The organism is Cupriavidus sp. D39 (assembly GCF_026627925.1).
Taxonomy (GTDB): domain Bacteria; phylum Pseudomonadota; class Gammaproteobacteria; order Burkholderiales; family Burkholderiaceae; genus Cupriavidus; species Cupriavidus ulmosensis.
Genome location: NZ_JAPNLE010000009.1, coordinates 444,878 through 465,303, shown reverse-complemented (window position 1 = coordinate 465,303; position 20,426 = coordinate 444,878). Strand labels below are relative to the sequence as shown.

At 62.6% G+C, this 20,426-nt stretch carries 17 protein-coding genes and 1 pseudogene; 11 read left to right on the top strand and 7 right to left on the bottom strand.

The annotated features are described in order from the left end of the window. The first annotated feature begins 74 nt into the window (after window positions 1-74). The 3 genes from OMK73_RS39135 to OMK73_RS13675 are packed head-to-tail and all read left to right on the top strand — an operon-like array spanning window position 75 to window position 4,966. Window positions 75-746 carry an efflux transporter outer membrane subunit gene (locus OMK73_RS39135; RefSeq protein ID WP_420715531.1) on the top strand — a complete coding sequence of 224 codons (672 nt, stop codon included), beginning with the start codon at window positions 75-77 and terminating at the stop codon, window positions 744-746. Then, window positions 743-1,882 carry an efflux RND transporter periplasmic adaptor subunit gene (locus tag OMK73_RS13680; RefSeq protein ID WP_267602538.1) on the top strand — a complete coding sequence of 380 codons (1,140 nt, stop codon included), beginning with the start codon at window positions 743-745 and terminating at the stop codon, window positions 1,880-1,882. The genes OMK73_RS39135 and OMK73_RS13680 overlap by 4 nt, the downstream gene beginning before the upstream one ends. A gap of 9 nt (window positions 1,883-1,891) precedes the next feature. Further along, on the top strand, window positions 1,892-4,966 hold the full coding sequence (locus tag OMK73_RS13675; protein WP_267602537.1) for an efflux RND transporter permease subunit: 3,075 nt from the start codon (window positions 1,892-1,894) through the stop codon (window positions 4,964-4,966). A gap of 213 nt (window positions 4,967-5,179) precedes the next feature. Here the strand turns inward: OMK73_RS13675 and OMK73_RS13670 are convergent, their stop codons facing one another. Further along, window positions 5,180-6,760, bottom strand: coding sequence for a methyl-accepting chemotaxis protein (locus tag OMK73_RS13670; protein WP_267602536.1), 1,581 nt, complete (start codon window positions 6,758-6,760; stop codon window positions 5,180-5,182). A 426-nt stretch (window positions 6,761-7,186) separates the two neighbouring features. Here OMK73_RS13670 and OMK73_RS13665 point away from each other — a divergent pair, with 426 nt between their 5' ends. Together OMK73_RS13665 and OMK73_RS13660 are read left to right on the top strand one after the other, a co-directional pair. Then, window positions 7,187-8,221, top strand: coding sequence for an ABC transporter substrate-binding protein (locus OMK73_RS13665; RefSeq protein WP_267602535.1), 1,035 nt, complete (start codon window positions 7,187-7,189; stop codon window positions 8,219-8,221). Between the two features lie 19 nt (window positions 8,222-8,240). Then, window positions 8,241-10,049, top strand: a complete 1,809-nt coding sequence (locus OMK73_RS13660; protein WP_267602534.1) for a PAS domain S-box protein — start codon at window positions 8,241-8,243, stop codon at window positions 10,047-10,049. 492 nt (window positions 10,050-10,541) lie between these two features. On the opposite strand, the gene OMK73_RS13655 is transcribed toward OMK73_RS13660, so the two are convergent. Together OMK73_RS13655 and OMK73_RS13650 are read right to left on the bottom strand one after the other, a co-directional pair. Continuing rightward, complete coding sequence (locus OMK73_RS13655; protein WP_267602533.1) at window positions 10,542-10,766, bottom strand: hypothetical protein; 225 nt, start codon at window positions 10,764-10,766, stop codon at window positions 10,542-10,544. 218 nt (window positions 10,767-10,984) lie between these two features. Beyond that, window positions 10,985-11,095, bottom strand: a pseudogene (locus OMK73_RS13650) (DNA-binding response regulator); the annotation flags it as partial. A 454-nt stretch (window positions 11,096-11,549) separates the two neighbouring features. On the opposite strand from OMK73_RS13650, the gene OMK73_RS13645 reads away from it, so the two are divergent. Then, on the top strand, window positions 11,550-13,355 hold the full coding sequence (locus OMK73_RS13645) for a methyl-accepting chemotaxis protein (protein ID WP_267602532.1): 1,806 nt from the start codon (window positions 11,550-11,552) through the stop codon (window positions 13,353-13,355). Here the strand turns inward: OMK73_RS13645 and OMK73_RS13640 are convergent. Beyond that, window positions 13,337-13,759: a hypothetical protein gene (locus OMK73_RS13640; protein ID WP_267602531.1), complete on the bottom strand. Its 423-nt coding sequence runs from the start codon at window positions 13,757-13,759 to the stop codon at window positions 13,337-13,339. The genes OMK73_RS13645 and OMK73_RS13640 overlap by 19 nt on opposite strands. Before the next feature lie 594 nt (window positions 13,760-14,353). On the opposite strand from OMK73_RS13640, the gene OMK73_RS13635 reads away from it, so the two are divergent. Further along, window positions 14,354-14,752, top strand: a complete 399-nt coding sequence (locus OMK73_RS13635; RefSeq protein WP_267602530.1) for a phasin family protein — start codon at window positions 14,354-14,356, stop codon at window positions 14,750-14,752. Between the two features lie 291 nt (window positions 14,753-15,043). Further along, window positions 15,044-15,787, top strand: coding sequence for an acetoacetyl-CoA reductase (gene phbB, locus OMK73_RS13630; protein ID WP_267602529.1), 744 nt, complete (start codon window positions 15,044-15,046; stop codon window positions 15,785-15,787). A 556-nt stretch (window positions 15,788-16,343) separates the two neighbouring features. Here phbB and OMK73_RS13625 read toward each other — a convergent pair. From OMK73_RS13625 to OMK73_RS38315, 3 genes are all read right to left on the bottom strand, one after another. Continuing rightward, entirely contained in the window at window positions 16,344-17,006 is a 663-nt protein-coding gene (locus OMK73_RS13625; protein WP_267602528.1) for an MBL fold metallo-hydrolase, read from the bottom strand. Window positions 17,007-17,361: 355 nt separating this feature from the next. After that, window positions 17,362-18,375, bottom strand: coding sequence for a thiolase family protein (locus tag OMK73_RS13620; protein ID WP_324291728.1), 1,014 nt, complete (start codon window positions 18,373-18,375; stop codon window positions 17,362-17,364). Beyond that, window positions 18,375-18,512: a hypothetical protein gene (locus OMK73_RS38315; RefSeq protein WP_324291727.1), complete on the bottom strand. Its 138-nt coding sequence runs from the start codon at window positions 18,510-18,512 to the stop codon at window positions 18,375-18,377. Before OMK73_RS38315 ends, OMK73_RS13620 begins: the two co-directional genes overlap by 1 nt. A gap of 120 nt (window positions 18,513-18,632) precedes the next feature. On the opposite strand from OMK73_RS38315, the gene OMK73_RS13615 reads away from it, so the two are divergent. The 3 genes from OMK73_RS13615 to OMK73_RS13605 are packed head-to-tail and all read left to right on the top strand — an operon-like array spanning window position 18,633 to window position 20,367. Beyond that, the gene (locus OMK73_RS13615; RefSeq protein WP_267602527.1) at window positions 18,633-18,854 is read left to right on the top strand and encodes a hypothetical protein; all 222 of its coding nucleotides are present in this window, start codon (window positions 18,633-18,635) and stop codon (window positions 18,852-18,854) included. Beyond that, window positions 18,851-19,615: an ABC transporter ATP-binding protein gene (locus OMK73_RS13610; protein WP_267602526.1), complete on the top strand. Its 765-nt coding sequence runs from the start codon at window positions 18,851-18,853 to the stop codon at window positions 19,613-19,615. The genes OMK73_RS13615 and OMK73_RS13610 overlap by 4 nt, the downstream gene beginning before the upstream one ends. Beyond that, window positions 19,612-20,367, top strand: a complete 756-nt coding sequence (locus tag OMK73_RS13605; protein ID WP_267602525.1) for an ABC transporter ATP-binding protein — start codon at window positions 19,612-19,614, stop codon at window positions 20,365-20,367. The genes OMK73_RS13610 and OMK73_RS13605 overlap by 4 nt, the downstream gene beginning before the upstream one ends. Window positions 20,368-20,426: the final 59 nt, after the last annotated feature.

Genomic DNA, 20,426 nt, shown 5'->3' with positions numbered 1-20,426 from the left:
CACCTGATCGCGGTCCTGGCGGGCAAGCCCCCAGCGATGCCACCCTGCCGCTATTCCGGCTGGCCGATTTCTCCTTGCCGCAAACGCTGCCGGTCAGCCTGCCCTCCGCGCTGGTGCGGCAACGCCCCGACATCCTGGCGGCCGAAGCCCTGCTGCACCAGGCTAGCGCCCGGGTTGGCGTGGCGACCGCCGCGATGTTCCCGAAGCTCACCCTGACCGGCAGCTATGGCACGCAAGCACTGACGCCCGGTGGCGCCTTCAATGCGGCCAATACGGTGTGGAGCCTCGGTGCCGGCCTGCTGCAGCCGGTTTTTCATGGCGGCCAGCTGAGCGCACAGCGGCGCGCGGCCGTGGCCGCCTACGACCAGGCGGGCGCGCAGTACCAGCAGACCGTGCTGCAAGCCTTCCAGAATGTGGCCGATACGCTGCGCGCACTGGATAACGATGCGCGCGCGCTGGCGGCGCAAGCCGAGGCCGCCACCGCCGCGCGCGATTCCCTGTTGCTGAGCCAGCAGCAATACCGCCTGGGCGCGGTGAGCTATCTCTCGCTGCTCGACGCCCAGCGCCAGTACCAGCAGACCGTGCTCAGCCTGGTGCAGGCGCAGGCGGCACGCTTCGCCGATACCGCTGCGCTGTACCAGGCGACCGGCGGGGGCTGGTGGAACGCGCCGCAACCGCCGGAGGTCAAGCCGCCAGTGGCCACGCCCCGGGCAGAAACCGTGGTACCCGTGGAGAACAGGCAATGAAGAAGCGCATGGTGATCATGCTGGTCTGCGTGGGCCTGCTGCTGGCCGCGTTGTTTGGCTTCAATCTGTTCAGGGGGATGATGTTCAAGAAATTCATGGCGGGCAATGCGGCGCCGCCGGCCACCGTCAGCGCCGTGCGCGCCGCCTACCAGGTGTGGCAGCCACAACTGGCCGCGGTGGGGAGCCTGCGCGCCGTGCGCGGGGTGGACGTCACCACTGAAATTGCCGGCCTGGTGCGCGAGGTCCGCTTCACCTCCGGCGGCGAGGCGCGGGCCCGCCAGGTCCTGGTGCAGCTCAATGCAGACGCCGACGTCGCGCAACTCCAGGCCTTGCAGGCCGCAGCCGAACTGGCACAGACCGTCTACACGCGCGACAAGGCGCAATACGACATCAAGGTGATCGCCAAGGCCACGCTCGACGCCGACGCAGCCGACCTCAAGAGCAAGCGGGCCCAGGTGTCGCAGCAGGCCGCCATCGTCGAAAAGAAGACCATCCGCGCGCCTTTCGCCGGCCGGCTGGGCATCACCACCCTCAACCCCGGCCAGTACGTGAACCCCGGCGACGCCATCGTGACCCTGCAGGCCATCGATCCGATCTACGCCGACTTCACCCTGCCCCAGCAGGACATCGGCCAGCTCGCGGCCGGCTTGCCCGTGGCGGCCGAGAGCAATGCCTACGGCGGCAGGCTGTTCAAGGGCAGGATTACATCGATCAACCCGAAAGTGGATACGGCAACGCGCAACGTGCAGGTGGAAGCCCGCATCGACAACCAGGAAGACAAGCTGCTGCCGGGCATGTACGTGAGCGTGAAGATCGACGTCGGCACGCCCCAGCGCCGCCTGACGCTGCCGCAGACCGCCATCACCTACAACCCATACGGCGCGACGGTCTTCGTCGTCGAACCGGCTCCAGCGGCCAAGCCCGGCGAGACAGGCAAGCCGCTGCCGGTGGCACGGCAGGTGTTCGTCACCACAGGCCCGACGCGCGGCGACCAGGTGTCGATCGAGAAGGGACTGGAGGAAGGCACCCAGGTGGTGTCCAGCGGCCAGCTCAAGCTCAAGAACGGCACGCGGCTGGTGGTCGACAACACGGTCCAGCCAGCGGATCTGCCCAATCCGTCGCCTCAGGAACAGTGAGCGGCCGCCATGAACTTCACCGACATCTTTATCAGGCGGCCGGTGCTGGCCACGGTGGTCAGCCTGCTGATCCTGGTGCTCGGCCTGCGCTCGCTGAGCAGCCTGCCCGTCAGCCAGTACCCCCTCACCGAAAACGCCGTGGTGACGATCACCACGGCCTATTTCGGCGCCAATGCGGATACCGTGGCGGGCTTCATCACCCAGCCGCTGGAAACCGCGATCGCCCAGGCGCAGGGGATCGACTATATGTCGTCGGCCAGCACCAGCGGCGTGTCGGTCATCACCGCCACGCTGCGCCTGAACTATGACGCCAACCGCGCCCTGACCCAGATCAACACGCAGATCAGCTCGGTGCGCAACCAGTTGCCGCCGCAGGCCCAGCAGCCCGTCATCACGGTGCAGGTCGGGCAGACCACCGACACCATGTACATGGGCTTTTACAGCGACGTGCTGCCCGGCAACAGTGTCACCGACTACCTGCTGCGCGTGGTCAAGCCCAAGCTGGATTCCGTGGAAGGCGTGCAGACCGCCGAAATCCTCGGCGGCCGCCAGTTCGCCCTGCGCGCCTGGCTCGACCCGCAGCGGCTGGCCGCGTACGGGGTCACGGCCGCCGACGTCTATACCGCGCTCGGCAACAACAACTACCTGGCAGCGCTGGGGAACACCAAGGGTCAGATGGTAAGCGTCGCCATCACATCCAACACCGACCTGCACAGCCTCGACGAGTTCAGGCAACTGGTGGTCAAATCGCGCAATGGCGCACTGGTGCGGCTGCAGGATGTAGCTAACGTGGTGCTTGGGGCGGACAACTACGACTTCAGCGTAGCCTTCAGCGGCAAGCGCTCGGTCTTCATCGGCATCAAGACCGCGCCGGAGGCCAATGTGCTCGACGTGGCCAGTCGCGTGCGCGAGGTGTTCCCGGCGATGCAAGCGCAGCTGCCGACCGGGCTGACGGGCAAGATCGTCTACGACGCCACGGAGTTCGTCAACACCTCGATCAAGGAGGTCGTCAAGACACTGGCCGAGGCGCTGCTGATCGTCACCGTGGTGATCTTCCTCTTTCTCGGCAGCCTGCGCGCGGTGATCATTCCCGTGATCGCCATGCCGCTGTCGCTGATCGGCGCCTTCTTCGTGATGCTGGCGCTAGGCTATTCGATCAACCTGCTCACATTGCTGGCGCTGGTGCTGGCGATCGGGCTGGTGGTCGACGACGCCATCATCGTGGTGGAGAACGTCGACCGGCATATGAAGGAAGAAGGCAAGCCGCCGCTGGAGGCCGCGCTGATGGCCGCGCGCGAGCTCGGCGGCCCGATCCTGGCGATGACCGTGGTGCTGGTGGCGGTCTATGTGCCGATCGGCTTCCAGCGCGGCCTGACCGGCGCCCTGTTTACCGAATTCGCTTTCACCCTGGCGGGCGCGGTGGCCGTATCGGGCGTGGTCGCACTCACCTTGTCGCCGATGATGTGCGCGCGCTTCTTCCGCGCGGATCAGGAATCGGGACGCTTCGTGCGCTTTATCGACCGGCAGTTCGACCGAGTGCACCACGCCTACCAGCGCCAGCTGCACAGCCTGCTGGAAACGTGGGTGGTGCTGGTCGTGATGGGAGCGCTGCTGCTGGCCGGCACCGTGTACCTGTTCATGACCTCGAAATCCGAACTGGCGCCGCCGGAAGACCAGGGCATCGTGCTGGCGCACCTGCAAGGGCCGCCAAACGCGACCATCCAGCAGATGCAGACCTATGCCGACCAATTGTTCGATCTGTCGAAAGGCATCCCCGAGTACGCGCAGATGTTCCAGTTGACCGGTACGCCCACGCTCAACCAGGGCATAGGCGGCGTGCTGCTCAAGCCGTGGGACCAGCGCGGCAGGAGCGCGCTGCAACTGCAGCAGGAACTGCAACAGAAATGGAACGGCATCGCCGGCGCGCAGGTGGCGGCCTTCCAGTTTCCGCCCCTGCCCGGCGCGCAAGGGCTGCCGGTGCAATTCGTCATCAACACCACCGAGCCCTTCCAGAACCTGAATGAGGTGTCGCAGGCGGTGCTGGACAAGGCGCGCGCCAGCGGCATGTTCTTCTTCGTGGATAGCGACCTCAAGCTCGACAAGCCGCAGAGCACGCTGATCGTCGACCGCGACAAGGTGGCCTCGCTCGGCCTGAACCAGTCGAACGTGGGCGCCACGCTTGGCGCCGCGCTCGGCGGCAACTATGTCAATTACTTCTCCATCGCGGGCCGCTCCTACAAGGTGATTCCCCAGGTGCTGCAGGTGGACCGGCTCAATCCCTCGCAGATCCTGAACTACTACCTGAGCACGCCCAATGGCAGCGTGGTGCCGGCTGCCACCGTGGCCCGACTCGAAGCCAGCGTGGTGCCGGAATCGATCAACCATTTCCAGCAGCTCAATTCCGCGACCATCTCCGGCGTGCCGGTGCCGGGAGCGGCCGAAGGCGACGTGCTGAATGCCCTGCGCGAGATGACCGGCCAGGTCGCGCCAAGCGGCTACTCGGTCGACTACGCGGGCCCGTCACGCCAGTACGCGCAGGAGTCCGGGGGTTTCGTGATCACGCTGATGTTCGCCACCATCATCGTGTTCCTGGTCCTGGCAGCGCAGTTCGAAAGCTTCCGCGATCCGGTGGTGATTCTCGTCTCGGTGCCGATGGCGCTGTTCGGCGCGCTGATCTTCATCAACCTCGGGCTCTCGACGCTAAATATCTACACCCAGGTGGGCCTGGTGACGCTGATGGGGCTGATCAGCAAGCACGGCATCCTCATCGTGCAGTTCGCCAACGAACTGCAACGTGCAGGCCGCGCCAAGCGCGAGGCGCTTGAGCAGGCCGCCGCCGTGCGGCTGCGGCCCATCCTGATGACCACCGCCGCCATGGTGCTCGGCGTGGTCCCGCTGGTGTTCGCTTCCGGCGCCGGCGCGGCAGGGAGATACGCGATGGGACTGGTGATCTTCACTGGCCTGTCTATTGGCACCCTGTTCACGCTGTTCGTGGTGCCGGCGATGTATATGTTCCTGGCCACGGATCACCAGCGTTCGAGGGAACAGCCTGTGCCCCAGGCCTCCGCGCCCCCACCGGCATGACGGATTTACGGGCCGTAGTCATGGTACGCCGCGCTGGGTGAGGGGAAATGATCGTGGCCAATTCCATAGCCGCAAATCGGCAAGCCATGGATACCAAGGCACCGTCCGCCGCGGACCGGCCGGGCTCCACGGCCGTGAGGGACCTAACAAGGCACCCACCACGGCGCGCGACGGCTTGGGCTTCTCGCACTCTGATCCTCTGATCCAGTGAGCTCAATAGCCGCCAGCCCCCGCCAGCGCCACGCCGCCTGCAGGCAGCCGGAACGAGGCCACCGCGGCCTTCAGCACGTCGGCCTGCTCCGCCAGCGCCTGCGCTGCCGAGGCTGCCTCCTCCACCAGGGCGGCATTCTGCTGGGTCACCTCGTCCATCTGGTTGACGGCCAAGCCGATCTGCTCGATACCCGTGCTCTGCTCGTTGGAGGCCGCGCTGATCTCAGCCATGATGTCGGTGACGCGACGCACCGCTTGCACCACCTCGGTCATGGTAGAGCCGGCCTCGTCCACCTGGTGGGTGCCGTTTTCCACTTGACTCACGGTGCTGCTGATCAGTTGCACGATCTCCTTTGCGGCCGATGCCGAGCGCTGGGCCAGCGCTCGGACCTCGCCCGCCACCACCGCGAAGCCGCGGCCCTGCTCGCCCGCGCGCGCCGCTTCCACGGCCGCATTTAGCGCCAGGATGTTGGTCTGGAAGGCAATGCCTTCGATCACGCCGGTGATGTCGCCAATCTTGCTGGAGGCGAGCCGGATACCACCCATGGTGTCCACCACGCGCCGCACGGCCTGCCCGCCGCGTGCGGCGATATCGGAGGCCTGCGCGGCCAGTGCATTGGCTTGCCGCGCGTTGTCGGCGTTCTGCTTCACGATGGCGGTCATCTGCTCCATGCTCGATGCGGTCTGCTCCAGGGCGCTGGCCTGTTCCTCGGTCCGCTGCGACAGGTCGAGGTTACCTGCGGCGACCTGTTGCGTGGCACTGGCAATCGCGTCGCTGCCGCCGCGCATGGTGCGGATGGTGGCGATCAGGCCGTGCTGCATTTCCTGCACGCCGCGCGCTAGCGCGCCCATCTCGTCCTGGCTGGTTACGGCGATGGTCTCGGTCAGGTTTCCGCGCGAGATCTCGCCGAAACTGCCCAGCATGCGTGCCAGCGGCGCGGAGATGGCGCGCTGCAGGCCGATCGCGCAGCCGAGTGCCGCGGCAATGCCGATGCCAATGGCACCCAGTGCCAGCCACAGAAAGCGCTGCGAACGCGCGGCGGCATTGTCGTACATGGCCTGGGCTTGTTCGCTCTGGTTGCGCTCCAGCGCATCCACGGCGCCGGACAACGCCACGAACAGCGGCGGGATACTGGTCATCACTGCCTTGTCGACGGCGGCGGGATCGCGAGCACGGAGTGCGGCAACCAGCGGGTCGATGCCTTGGCGGAAGAACGTCTCGCGGTGGGTGGCGACCGTCGCCGACAGGTGCTTCTCCTCCTCGGACTTGGGCAGCGCTTGGTAGGCCTCCCACGCTGCCTCGGACTTGGCGCGATAGCCGAGCGCCTTGTCTACGATGCCGGACACATCGGCAGCATCAAGGTGGAACGCCGCACGGTCCAGCGTAGTCCGCACAATAGCCGCATTCAGCTGCGACCTGGCCACGAAGACGGTGGATGCCATCTGGTTGGCGTGGATTTCCTTGATGTCCGCACTGGAGGCCTGCATGCCGACGATGCCGATCAGGCCGATGACGACCAGCAGCGCGGCCAGTAGCATCAAGGCTGCGTTGAGCCGGATGCGAATAGAGAGCTTGTGGAACATGACGAAGCATCCGAGTTTGGGTGCTGAGGTTAACGGCGACGCCAGCGATCGACTGAAGCACTGATTGTGGAATGTGCCCGGCATCGTCCCTGCCACCGGCCAACGAGGGGCGCCGGCGCCGCGTAGTCGCCACAAAGTGCCGAATGACAGACTCCGCCTGCTGGTCAGCAGCGTCGGGTCAGTCCGCCAGCCACCACGCAGTTCCTACGTGGCGTCTTCTCAATCGGTCTCATCTAAGATCCGTCCGCCCTCTTCTTGCCCTCTTCTTGTTGCAACAGAATCCGTAAAATGCGTGTTGGCGTGTCCGCCGCAAAGTTGCGATCCCCGCACGACGAGCACCCAGAGCTTGACGGCAGCAACTGAGTAAATCGTCTTATGAATCGTAGAGAAGCGCTGCGCACCTGTGCGTATGCCGGACTGATGGGCATGACGAAATCCGCTTTTGCATCAAAGCGGTCGCCTCGCGTCGTGTTCCTTGACCCTGGAGAAGCCGCCGAACGCGGCACCGGGCAGCACTGGCAACTGGTGCCCAGATTCATGGCCATGGCAGCGAAGACCTTCGATATGCAACTGGAGGTTCTGTACGCGGAGCGTGACCATCTGCTCATGCAGCGCCAGGCCGAGGAAGTCGCGCGACGTACCGACGCGCCAGACTACGTGGTCATCGTCAACGAAAAGCTGGCCGCACAGGAGATGCTCACGACGCTGGCGCGCTCGCCCGCGAAGGTGGTGCTCATGCACAACGACCTCACGCCCGGGCAGCGCCGCCAGGTCGGCAATGAACGGCAATCCATCCCGAATTGGATCGGTACGGTGACCGCGGACGCAAAGCACGGCGGCTACCGGCTGATGCAATATCTGTATCAACGACTGGGCCAAGCCGGGGCTCGGGTGATCGGCATCACAGGAGACCCCAAGACGCCCGTCTCGCTGGAGCGTGCCGCTGGGGTCGAGGCGTTCCTGTCCCACGCCCGCAATACGCGTATCTGTCAACTGGTCTTCAGCGACTGGAGCTATGCCGACAGCGAGAAAAAGGCACGCGTCCTGCTTGCTCGGTATCCGGACGCCAATGTGATCTGGGCCGCGAACGACTCAATGGCGCTCGGGGCGTTGAATGCAGTCAGGGCGCGCAACGCGCGCGTTCTGGTGGGCGGAATGGGCGCGTTAAGCGAGGCGCTGGCCAGTGTGGCCGACGGTGGCCTGGCGGCCATGGTGGCCGGCGACTATTTCATCGGTGCCTGGGCGATGGTCCTGCTCCACGACTACCATTGGGGCAAGGACTTTGCCAAGTCTGGCGGTGCCCGGCAGAAACTCGACTATCTGAGCGTTGTACACCGTGAGAACGCCGCTCGATACGCCGACGTCGTTTTCAGGCGCGGGGGACGCTCGACTTCAGTCTGTACTCAAAATTCGTGCGTCCGCATCCAGGTCCATACGACTTCAATCTGGAACATCTCCTGAACACCAGGGCGAACGCCTCATGATGCATTTGTCCCCACGGTTCAGCCTGCACTCGCTCAGCCTGCACACCAAGCTGATGCTCGCGATCGTCATGCTTGTCGCGATGGTGGCCGGCAGCTCCGCGTATGTTCTGGTCCGACACGAGCAGGAACGTCGGCTCGTCGAACTGGAGGACCGCGCCACGCGGATCGCCGACCTGCTCAGCCGATCACTCGCCCTGCCATTGTGGAACATCGATCGTGACGCGATCGACAGCCAGCTCGCCGCGCTCGCGCCGAATCCCGAAGTCGCCCGGTTCACGGTAACGGCAGTGGGCTACGGGACGGTGTCCACCGTGATGGGCGCACGCCATACGACCCCAGACGACAGCGTGGTGCGCGTCAGGGCGATTGAATACGAACCGCCTGGCAACGCGCCGACGGAGAGAATCGGCGAGATCACGGTCGTCCTCACGAAAGCCGTAGTCGAAGAGGCGATCAGCGTACGCCGTCGGGCCATTCTCGCCATGATGACGGCCGTCGTCGCCCTGCTCTACGTCGCGACCTTTCTCCTGCTAAAGCGGATGGTGCGCAGCCCGATCAATCGTCTTGAGGAAATGGTCGACAGGATCGCGGGCGGTGACCTTGATGCACGCTGCGCCGTGGAATCCGGTGATGAACTGGGGCGGCTCGCCATGCGCGTCAACGTCATGGCAGATCGCCTTCGCGAATCGACACTGCGCTTGCGCGACAGTGAAAGAAAGTACCGTAGCATCTTTGAGAACGCGCTCGAGGGCATTTTCCTGCTCGATCAGAGCGGACGGCTGAACGAGGCCAATCCAGCGATGGCAAAACTGCTCGGATATGGCTCCGCGATCGACCTGATCACGACGGCGGCAGGCGACGCCGAAAAACGTCCATTTTCGCCGACGCAGACTGCGACCCTGTTCGATTTCCTGCGCCTGATGGGCGAAGTTCCTGGGCTCGAACTGCAGTTAAGCCGCCGTGATGGCACGCCAATCTGGGTTCAGTTGAATGCACGTGGCGTAGCTGGCGGCGACGGTAGCCTGCGGTGTCTTGAAGGCCTGCTGACCGATGTGACCGTCCGCAAGCACGCCGTGGAAGACCTGCAGCGCCAGCGAGATCATCTTGAACTGGAAGTGAACGAGCGCAAACGGACCGAACTCGAATTGCTGGCATCGCGCGAGCGGTTACAGCAGCTATCCGCGCATCTGGAAGCGATTCGAGAGGAAGAAAGGAAGCACATCGCGATGGAGATTCACGACGAACTTGGTCAGCTGCTGACTGCGCTGAAGATGGACTTTTCGTTACTGAAGATGCAACTCTCGGGTGGTTCGGCTGCTATGCGCAAGGCCGACGAGATGCGCGACCTGGTCGAGAAAACCATCCAGATCGTGCGTAACGTGGCCAGTCACCTTCGTCCGGCAGCGCTGAACTTCGGCCTCGTATCCGCGTTGGAATGGCTCGCCGCGGATTTCAGTCGCCACGCCCAGATACCCTGCCACTTCCATGCCAAGGGTCCGGAGCCGAGCCTGGCGGATCCGCGCGCGACAGCGATGTTTCGTATCGCGCAGGAGTCTCTGACCAATATCACCCGTCATGCCAACGCATCGCGCGTGGATGTCACATTAGCCAACACCGAAGCGGGTATCGAGTTGATCGTCCGTGATAACGGACAAGGGTTCGACATCGTTGCCGCACGGGCCGGCCACTCATACGGGCTCCAGGGTATGGCGGAACGCGCACGGTTGATCGGCGCACAATTGCATATCGAGAGTGAGCCGGGCTGTGGTTCTGTCGTGCGTCTTGTTGTTCAGGATGAGGATTAGGGCTTGAAGAAGGCCGTAGGGGTCGTCAAGCAGTCCCATACAGGGACCACGTTCAACAGGTCAAAATGCAGGCGGGTTTCTTCATTGGTCGTTCGGATGGATACCGTGTCCGTGTTCAAGGTATCTGTAGCCGAGTCCTCCACATCACGCATCGGCGGCACCAGGTATCATGCACGAGCCTGAATACAAAGAATTCCTGACCGGTTTTTCAGGATATCCCGATAGCGGAAAGCGGGCGACGAACTCAGAATGCTGAATCCACAGAACAAGAACAAGTCTTGCTCGATTGGGCCGGCCGTGATTGACGGCGGGGAGCCGCGCGCCGAAGAGCGGGCCTCCGGTAACCGCCCCGGCCCATTCGTCCATCCAGAGGATTATCGGGGCCTGCCAGCTCGCGGGGTAGCACGGCAGGCCTCACTCTCTTTTCCCTCGCTCGTGATAGCGTAGGCGTGCACTGCTTCAGCACAGCATGCCCTGCCGCCCGATTCACCCTCAAGCCACAGCGGCCAACATGGAGGCCGGCGCCGCGGCCGATGGCGGATAGACATGCCAGGCGCCGTCACTGTGCCGAAAGAAGATCAGGGACATCATGCCGTTGTCCCGCAACGACGCGACACAGACAAAGGGTGTCCGATCGACGACAGTACGGCCGAAGCGGGTGACCCGCACCGGGTAGATCGCTGTCGGCGCGAACCATTTCTCGACCTGCCGGTGCAAGGATCTCTCGCAGTTCCGCATCCTCCCCCTTCCCTCTTATGAATCACCCTATCTGCCAGCAGTGGCCGGTGGGCGGCCGCCGTCCGGCGAAAAGTCAGCTTCCTGGGATCATCGTAGCCTTGTGCCGTAGCCTTTTCACTCAGTACCGACCGCAAAGGAGACTAGGAAAGCGGCGAATCTTATGTAGGGATATCCTGACAACAACAGCGATCGTGGCCCGAACCATCGGCGGCCTCGGCAACCATCACGATGTCGCTTGTTGTTGCCACGATCTGCTTCAAGCCGCTGCGCATGATTGCATGGTCGTCGGCAATCAGGATATTGATCATATCTTTGGTCTCTAGCCGCCTTGTCTTTCCAGTGGAATGTGAAAATATGGCTGACCACTCACATCCCCTCCCTCCACAATCCCTCCATCCGGCCCTGACTGGAAGGTGGCCATGGCGGTGCCATGGACACGAATCGAGCATAGCATCGTCCGCTGGCCCGGCAAGCCCATCAGGCTGTCATCATCATGCATCGCGGCGTATCCCTACCTGATATTCAGCAAATCCTTACCGCCGCCTGCATCGACTGCCCTACTCGCGCGATGAACAGGTTCCTCCCTACCCCGCGGGCCCAGCGTCGGGCACGTGGCCCCGCTCCAGCCGCTGGCCTAAAGTTACCCGCTCAGCTGCCGTAGTTTGCACTGTGGTGCCAAGGACCGGCCAATGCCGTGGCCTCGTGCACCGGGATCTAGCTGTACGCAGACTGACTCAACCAGGCATCTTCACTCTCATCGGTATGACCGCATCCTCGCTCCGCACCCGCATCGTCCTGATCACGTCAGCCACTGTTGTCGGCGCCCTCGCACTCTCGGGTGCTGCCACCTATGGCATCGTCCGCGCCAATATGACGGCCACAATGGAGAGCGACCTTAGCGCCGTCGCCAGTGGTAACACGCTGGCGATCGAACAATGGGTCACCGCCAAGGCTTTGGCCGTCAAGACTGCAGCGGAGGTCGTGGAGAAAGGCGACCCCACCGGCTTGGTCAAGTTCATGGGCACCGCCAGCGGCTTTCCTGTGACCACCATCGGGTGGACCGACAAGTCCTACTACTCCAGCAGCACCACCACGCCGAAGGACTACGATCCCACCACGCGCCCCTGGTACAAGGGCGCGCTGGCCGCGGGCAAGCTGACTGTGACCAAGCCGTATGGAGATATCTCGACCCGCGTGCCGTACGTCTCCTTTGCGGCACCACTAATCCGCGACGGTGCGACAATCGGCGCCGTCAGCGGCGCAGTGCCACTGGAAGGCGTGCGAGAAGTCGTGAAGGCGATACATCCGACGGCTTCGAGCTTGGCCTTCGTCGTGGCCAGCGACGGCCAGGTAATCGCCCACCCCGATGCGAATCAGATGCTCAAGCCGGTCAGCGAAGTGACAGCCGCACTGACGCCTGCGATGCTCGAGAAGCTGGTTCGGGCTAGCGCGCCGCTAGAAGTGGAAATCCAGGGCCTGCCGAAGCTGCTAAAGGCCCAGGCTGTCGCTGGCACCGACTGGTATCTGGTGATCGCGCTCGATAAGGCTGAGGCCACCGTAGGCCTGCGCGGCGTCGTCAGCGCCATGGGCATAGCCTTGGTCCTGCTTACCCTGGCTGCGCTCGGCATTGCCACCTTCTTCACCGCGAAGGCCTTTCGCAGGCTCTCCAGGGTACGTGACGCGATGGACACCATCGGGACTGGCGGGGGCGACTTGACCCGCCGGCTGGACGTAGTGGGCAATGATGAGGTGGCACAGATATCCGCGTCGTTCAACGCCTTCGTGGAGAAGATCGGCGCCGTGTTGATCGACGTGCGTGCCAGCGTGCAGGGCATGACCTCGGCCACTGGCGAGATCGAGGCAGGCAATCGCGACCTATCGCACCGCACAGAGGCCTCGGCCAGCAATTTGCAGGAGACCTCGGCGGCCTTGACCCAACTGGCATCGAGTGTGAAGCAGACGGCGGAAGCGGCCGAGCAGGCAACGCAGCTGGCAACCGATGCCCGCGCTACCGCAGCGCGCGGCGGCGAAGTTGTCTCTGGCGCCGTGCGCATCATGGACGAGATCGCCCGATCGTCGGAGCGCATCACGGAAATCATCGGCGTGATCGACAGCATCGCCTTCCAGACCAATATCCTCGCGCTTAACGCGGCAGTCGAGGCGGCGCGCGCCGGGGAACAAGGCCGCGGCTTTGCCGTGGTGGCTGGCGAGGTGCGGACCCTGGCCCAGCGCAGTGCCACTGCCGCCCAGGAAATCAAGGGTCTCATCGAAAGCTCCGTAGCCAGCGTAAGCAGCGGCACCGATCGGGTCCAGGCAGCAGGCTCGACCATGACCGAAATCGTCAAGGACATCGAGCACGTCCGGCGCATCATTACTGAGATACATGGTGCGGTGAGCGAGCAGAACACAGGCATTGGACAGCTCGACCAGAGCGTGTCAGAAATGGATCAAGCCACGCAACAGAACGCTGCGCTGGTTGAGGAGTCTGCGGCAGCCTCTTCGATGCTGAGTGATCAGGCGCAGGAGCTCGCGCGAACAGTGGCACGATTTCAATTGCGCGAGGCATAACACGGTTCTCTGATTGCTGCTCCCCGGACAACGGCACAGACATGAACGTGCTGATGCGCCACGCGGACATCGGCATGTACATCCCCAAGCGGTCGAATGCCGGCTAAGCGCTTTACGACGAACGGCACGAGCACAACAGCGCGGCTGGAGTTCTGGTTGCGCGGTTGGCAGGACCTGGGTGGCCTGCCCGCAGCCGCGCCGGCGGATTCGCGCGAGCCGATCCTGCCGGCCATCGCATCGCGCTTACGAGCCATCAAGCCTTTGCTTTCCGGCACCTGCTCTTCGATCCGGGATGTGCGTGCCATGCGCAAGGCCCGGAGTGCCGGGCCATTGCCGCCGCGATTGAGAAATACGGTATCTGTTTCGCGCGTATCGACAATGGCGCTCTTCCAGTTGTCATGCACGGGCGACCGCGAATAAGTTCTGCTGCCACTGATATGAAAAGTTATCCCCTCATTAGTGGGGTAATTCTATAAATCATTCATTGAAATGATAAGATGAAAAAATAAATTAACTCTGATTTTAAAAAATAAATAGCCGGTTTAATTTATTTTGGCATAAAGTGACTGATCAGTTCTGTGGTTGCACGCGAGATTAGGAGATGACGCTGCTGATGACTACAAACCAGATCAACTTGGTTGCGGGCAACGCTGACCAATACCACCATGGCGATCGTGCAAACGAGACGCTGGTGGAGCGTCTACCCGTAGCCTCCAAAGGCTAGCATCAGGCTCTCGCCGACCACAGCTAACCATGCAGGGCCATGCCTTGCTTAAAGACTTTGGCTGTGTCCTCCGCAGTGCAGATCTGGCACGTCGTGCCGCAGGACAAGGGCGTAGCGCGCCGGTCGGACACCCCCACGGGCGCGAGCGCGTTCAAACTCTGGCGCCTCGGGACGTTCCTCGACGCCCGGTTACGCCGCGTTTTTCAGATCACCCGGCTCCACCGATGTGCTGTCATGGGATAGCACGGGGCGTGGGTCGCAATAGGGAGTTGCAATGAATCAGCTGTCCCCCGAGCAAATCCTGGAGGCACAGAAGGCAAGTGTTGATGCCTTGGCTGGGCTGACGAGCAAAGCTTTCGAAGGTTTCGAGAAACTGCTCGCACTGAATCTCCAGACCATGAAAGCGGCGCTGTCCGAGACTAATGAGACCGCGCGCAAAGCCCTGTCGATCAAGAACCCACAGGAATGGGTGGCGTTGCAGATCGAGTTGCTCAAGCCGGCGACAGACAAGGCGCTCGCGTATCGCCTGCAATTTTTGAAATTGCCTCGGCAACGCGTGCCGAGTTCGACAAGGCAGCTGAAGCGCACTATGACGCAAACAAGCGCGGGGTGCAGCGTCTCCTTGACAGCGCGGCGGGCTCCGGGCCAGCGGTCGCCGCCTGGCAACCGGTAATCGATGCAACCCACACGCTATACGAGACCCTGCAGTCGACGGCAAAGCAGGCGGCACAAGTGGCGGAAAGCAGTTTCAGTACTGCCGCTGAAGCGGCCTCCAGGTCCGTGAAGCGACGGGCTGCTTGAGCAAGCCGGCAATAATCCGCCATGGCGGCCATGGCCGCCGCGGGCCCCTAGCATCACAGTGCCGCAGCAAGCCAGAGCGCCCTGCGGCAGGCCAGAGGTCGGCCACCTGCTTCCGGCCGAGTCATCGACCGCGTTATCACGCAATTTATAGAGGATTCAAATCATGACGACGAGAGTTGCCTTGGTAACGGGGGGTATGGGAGGGCTGGGAGAGGCCATCAGCACTAAGCTGCAGGAAACCGATTGTGATGTTATCGTCACTCACACCCCGAGCAACACAGGTGTGGCCAGCTGGCTGGCGCGGATGCGGGAAGGCGGACACCGATTCCATGCCTATCCTGTCGACGTGGCCGATTACGATTCATGCCAGCAGTGTGTCGCAAGGATTCGGGCGGAACTTGGCCCTGTCGACATTCTGATCAACAACGCCGGAATCACCCGGGATATGAGCTTCAGAAAGATGGCGAAGGTCGACTGGGACGCGGTCATGCGGACCAATCTCGATTCGGTGTTCAATATGACCAAGCCGGTGTGCGAGGAGATGGTTAAGCGCGGCTGGGGGCGCATCGTCAATGTTTCGTCCATCATTGGCTCAAAAGGCGGCTTTGGTCAAACCAACTATGCCGCGGCCAAGGCGGGCATGCATGGCTTCACAAAGTCGCTGGCGCTCGAGGTGGCCAGGAGCGGCGTGACAGTCAACACCGTGTCTCCGGGCTTCATTGCAACCAAGATGGTGACGGCGGTGCCGCAGGAGATCCTGGAGACCAAGATCATTCCGCAAATCCCGGTTGGCCGCCTGGGAGAACCAGAGGAAGTGGCGGCCCTGATCGTGTACCTGTGCTCGCGCGAAGCGGCCTTCCTGACCGGAGCCAATATTGCGATCAACGGTGGTCAGCATCTGCAGTGACAGCGGCAGACGGCAAACTGATGCACGCGGTGCGAGGTAACGCGTTCAAGATCTGCCATGCCGATGCCGGAATTCGCCCGGGACGTACGCGGTTTCGGCCTTCGATGAATCGATGCCGCTGAGAACGGCAAGAATCCTTCAGGCCGAAGAAGCCGCCTACCCGGTTGCGCAACAGCCTGAGCATGTCAACCCACTCAGGCGTTCTCGCAACCGTCGCCAGGAAGCGCCCGAGTGCGGTTCTCGAAGCGTCGGCCCGCACGCGCCGACGCGATCGACTACGTCGAGCGCTTCTACAATCAACGACGCCAGCATTCGAGCCCGAACTTCGCTAGCCCGGTTCGGCTCGAGCAAAGCCTAATGGGCTAACACAGGCAGGCCTCCAGAGAACGGAGGAAGCCCACGTATAAAAGACGCCCTCAGACAGACTACACACAGCACGGTTACCCTCCCGGCCCAGATTCGAATCCGAATCCGAATCCGTACTCAAGATTGGGTCTTATCTGTGTTGGGAGCGAATTGTCTCAAAGCGCGCCGCTGCTGGTGTAGCGTGCCAATTCTATCGGATCGTGGGCACAGAACAGTTCAACATCGCCACTATGGTTGGCAGCCAATAGCTGAAGCCGCCGTAGATTCTCGATTCGCGAGTCACGAACAGTCTGCATGGCGGCTTGAAAAAAGCGAGGCCGAACGGAACATCAGGTGCATCAGTAACTTGACTGTGATGATAGTAAGCATCTCCACAGTGTAAGAGCCAACGATCGCCCTGCTTCACGGCAACGCCAACGTGCCCTCTGGTATGGCCGATCAACGGGATGAGCAAGATATCTATACTTAATCCCGGAATGGCACGGATGCTGCTGAAGCCGAACCATTGTTCCCCTTGTTCTTCGTGCACCACCCATTTCGGATTGTGATCAAACTGCACCAATCTGAAGCGTCTCAAGTCGCTCGGTGTCGGTTGCTGGATGTGTTGCAACTCAGGCTTGAAGATGTGGACCTGGGCATCCGGAAAATCACCGAGCCCACCAACGTGATCGAGGTCAACATGGGTAGGGACAATGTGACGCACGTCGCGGGGGTCGTAGCCAAGTAAGCGGATCTGCGAAATAGCCGTCTCATCCATGGACAGCCGGGGCCGGAAAAGCGCTGGGTAAGCTGATCCGAGCCGACGTTTTGACTCACGGACGTCCTGTTGTCCAAGACCAGTATCAACCAGCACAAGGGCCTCCTGCGTTTCAATCAGTAGGCAGTGACAAACAAGCTGTCCAGCCTTAGACCAGCTCCCTTCCGGTCGTTCGTGAGCTTTTCGCAGAGCGGACACATCGTGCCGCAATTGAGATGATGAACCCGAATACTCATTTTAATCGTCTTTTTTAATACTTTCGCAGCCTAAAGAAAGGAAGGGGCTGAACAGAAAGCTACGTATCACTATCAGCGCGGCAACACTTAAGGACACGCTTCCCCCCGGGCAAGCACTCTGTTGCTAAACGTGTTCGGCGAGAGAAAGAACCAGCGTGTTCGCGAGGGGGCCGGGCATGGGTGGATTCATTGTTCCAAGAGTAGGTGCGTGCGAGTCAACGCGACAGGATGGTGACGACCGCGACGGCCGCGTCTTGTCCGAGCCAGCCGCCGCCGTTTTCGGCCAGGGCGATCTGCGCGCCTTCGCGCTGCCGCGGGCCGGCCCTGTGCCTCAGTTGCTCCGTCAGCTCGACCAGTTGGGCGCATCCCGTTGCGCCGATCGGATGGCCACGCGACATTAATCCGCCGCCCGAGTTGACCGCGATGCGCCCTCCGAGGTCCGTCGCACCGCTGCGCAGCAGCGAGACGGCGCCGCCCGCGTCACAGAAGCCCAGCTCCTCATAGAGCGCCAGCTCCGCCGTGGCGGTTGCGTCGTGGACTTCGGCGACGTGGACGTCCTGCGGTCCAACCCCTGCCGCCTCGTAGGCGGCGGCGGCAGCCCGGCGCGCCGCGGACGGGCCCCGCGCATCGCCGAGTCCGGTGGCGACAACCGACGCCCTGACGCGCACCGTGTCCAGACCCCTTCGCTGTGCGGCCTCGCTCGTCATGAGCACCAGCGCCGCAGCCCCGTCGCCGATGGGCGAACACATCAGCAGGTGCAGCGGATCAACGATCTCGCGGCTCCCCAGCACCTGCTCCACCGTCACCTCCTTGCGGAACTGCGCTTTGGGATTCAGCGCCGCGGCACGGTGGCTCTTGACGGCGACGCGCGCGAAATCTTCCTTGGTCGCGCCGCTCGCGCCCATGAACTTCCGTGCGTTCCGGGCATAGATGTCCATGAAGATAGTCCGGTCGGGCGAACTCCCCCAGCGCTCCTGCATCTGCTGCAACTCGGACAGATCGGTCCCCGCGCTCATGACCTTGAACGCAAGGCTCTTATCGGGATGCGAGAGCTTTTCCGCGCCGACCACCAGTGCGATGTCGCACTGCCCGCTGGCGACCTGCAGCCACGCCAGATGGAAGGCTGTCGAGCCCGAAGCACAAGCATTCTCGACATTGACCATGGGCTTGCCGAGCAGTCCTGTGCCGCGCAGCGCCGCCTCTGCCCGAATGCATTCCTGCCCGGTCATCAGCCCCCGGCTGCATTGGAATAGGCGACGAACCCGACATCGGCGCCTTCGATGGACGCGTCGGCCAGCGCCTCCGACACGGCAGCCTCGGCAAGCTGCCGCGTACTGCGATCGACAAAGTATCCGAATGGCGTCATCCCGACGCCTGCAACTACAACCGTTCTCATGAGTCTTCCTTATGGTCTAGGGTTAACGTGATTTGACGCCAAAGTCAGTAAATCATACTATTTCGTCACCAGGTTGTGTTGCAGAGTTTTATGCGCCGACCGGAGCCGGCCGACGCCGCGGTGTCCCACAGTTCAACCCAGCTCACCATGAAGCCAGATACGCAAGATGTCCCGGGTCGTCAGACCGATTCCGATGGCGAGTCCATCGGTCTCGTGCAACTGAACGGCGAGCTGCAAGCACTGCTGCGTTGCACGAAAACACCCGTCTACCGGGATGCAGTGGACCACTTCCTGGGAATGGTGCGCCAATGAGCACGGTCTCCATCATTCTGAGAACCGAGGCGCTCAGCAAAAGCTTCGGCGGCTTCCTGGCCGTGGACCGTGTATCCCTGCAAGTCAGGCGCGGTTCGATCCATGCCGTGATTGGCCCCAACGGCGCGGGTAAGTCCACGTTCTTCAACATGCTGACCAGGTTCCAGAGACCTAGCACTGGCCGCATTCTTTTCGAGGACCAGGACGTGACCCACGAAGCGCCACATGCGACTGCACGCCGGGGCATGGTCCGATCGTTCCAGCTTTCGGCCGTATTCCCGTCCATGACTGCCGCCGAGAACGTGCGGATGGCGCTTCAGAGTCGTCAGAACCAGATCTTCCAGTTCTGGCGCCGCAGTGCCGCGCTGGATGTCTTTCGTGATCGTGCGCATGAACTGCTGACCGAAGTTGGCCTGCAATCGAGAGCAGACAGTGTGGCCGGAACACTGCCGTACGGACAACGCCGTGCGCTGGAGCTGGCGACCACTCTGGCGATGGAGCCGAGCCTGCTGCTGCTCGACGAGCCGACGCAAGGCATGGGTTCCGAGGATGTGCAGCGCATCGCGTCGCTGATCCAGCGTGTGGCGAAGACTCGCACGGTACTGATGGTGGAGCACAACATGGGCGTGGTGGCGCGCATCGCCGATCGGATCTCCGTATTGCAGCGCGGCGCGCTCATCGCGGAAGGAAGCTATTCAGAGGTATCGACGCGGCCTGCCGTAATGGAAGCATATCTGGGCACGGCGAGGGGACGCGCATGACCACAGCCAAGGCCAACACGCCGAAAGTCACCGGTCCCGTCGATGCGCATCCACCTCTTGCATTGACGTTGCAGGACGTGGACGCGTGGTACGGCGACTCGAAGGTGCTTCATGGCATCAGCCTGCAAGTGCGCCAGGGCGAGGTAGTCACGCTCCTGGGCCGCAACGGCGCCGGCCGCACGACCACGTTGCGCGCCATCATGGCGTTGACCGGTCGCGTCCGGGGTCACGTCCGGATCTTCGGCAAGCCGACCGCAGGCCTTCCGCCACACCGCATTGCGCATCTGGGTGTCGGCTACTGCCCAGAGGAGCGAGGCATCTTCAGCGCGCTGAGCACACGCGAGAACCTGCAGTTGTTGCCGCGGGTCGGGGCTAGCGCAATGGGTGATCAGGCGCTTTACGCGATGTTCCCCAACCTGCTCGAACGTGCGGACAGCCCCGCCGGGAAGTTGTCCGGCGGCGAACAGCAGATGCTCGCACTTGCGCGAATTCTGCGCGCCGGAGCTTCGTTGCTGCTGCTCGACGAAATCACCGAGGGGCTGGCCCCGGTCATTGTCGATCGACTGGCCGAGGTAATCCGTGCGCTCAGATCGAGCGGCTTCACTATCGTGCTGGTCGAGCAGAATCTGAACTTCTCGGAAGGACTGGCAGATCGACACTACATTCTTGAATCGGGCCGCATAGTCGACCAGATCGAGGCCGCTGAAATCTCGACGAAGCGCGCCGCCATTGATCGACTCCTCAGCGTATGAGCTCCCCCAGCAGCCCACCGCAGAACCAGACCGGATCCCACACAAACTGACACGAGGAG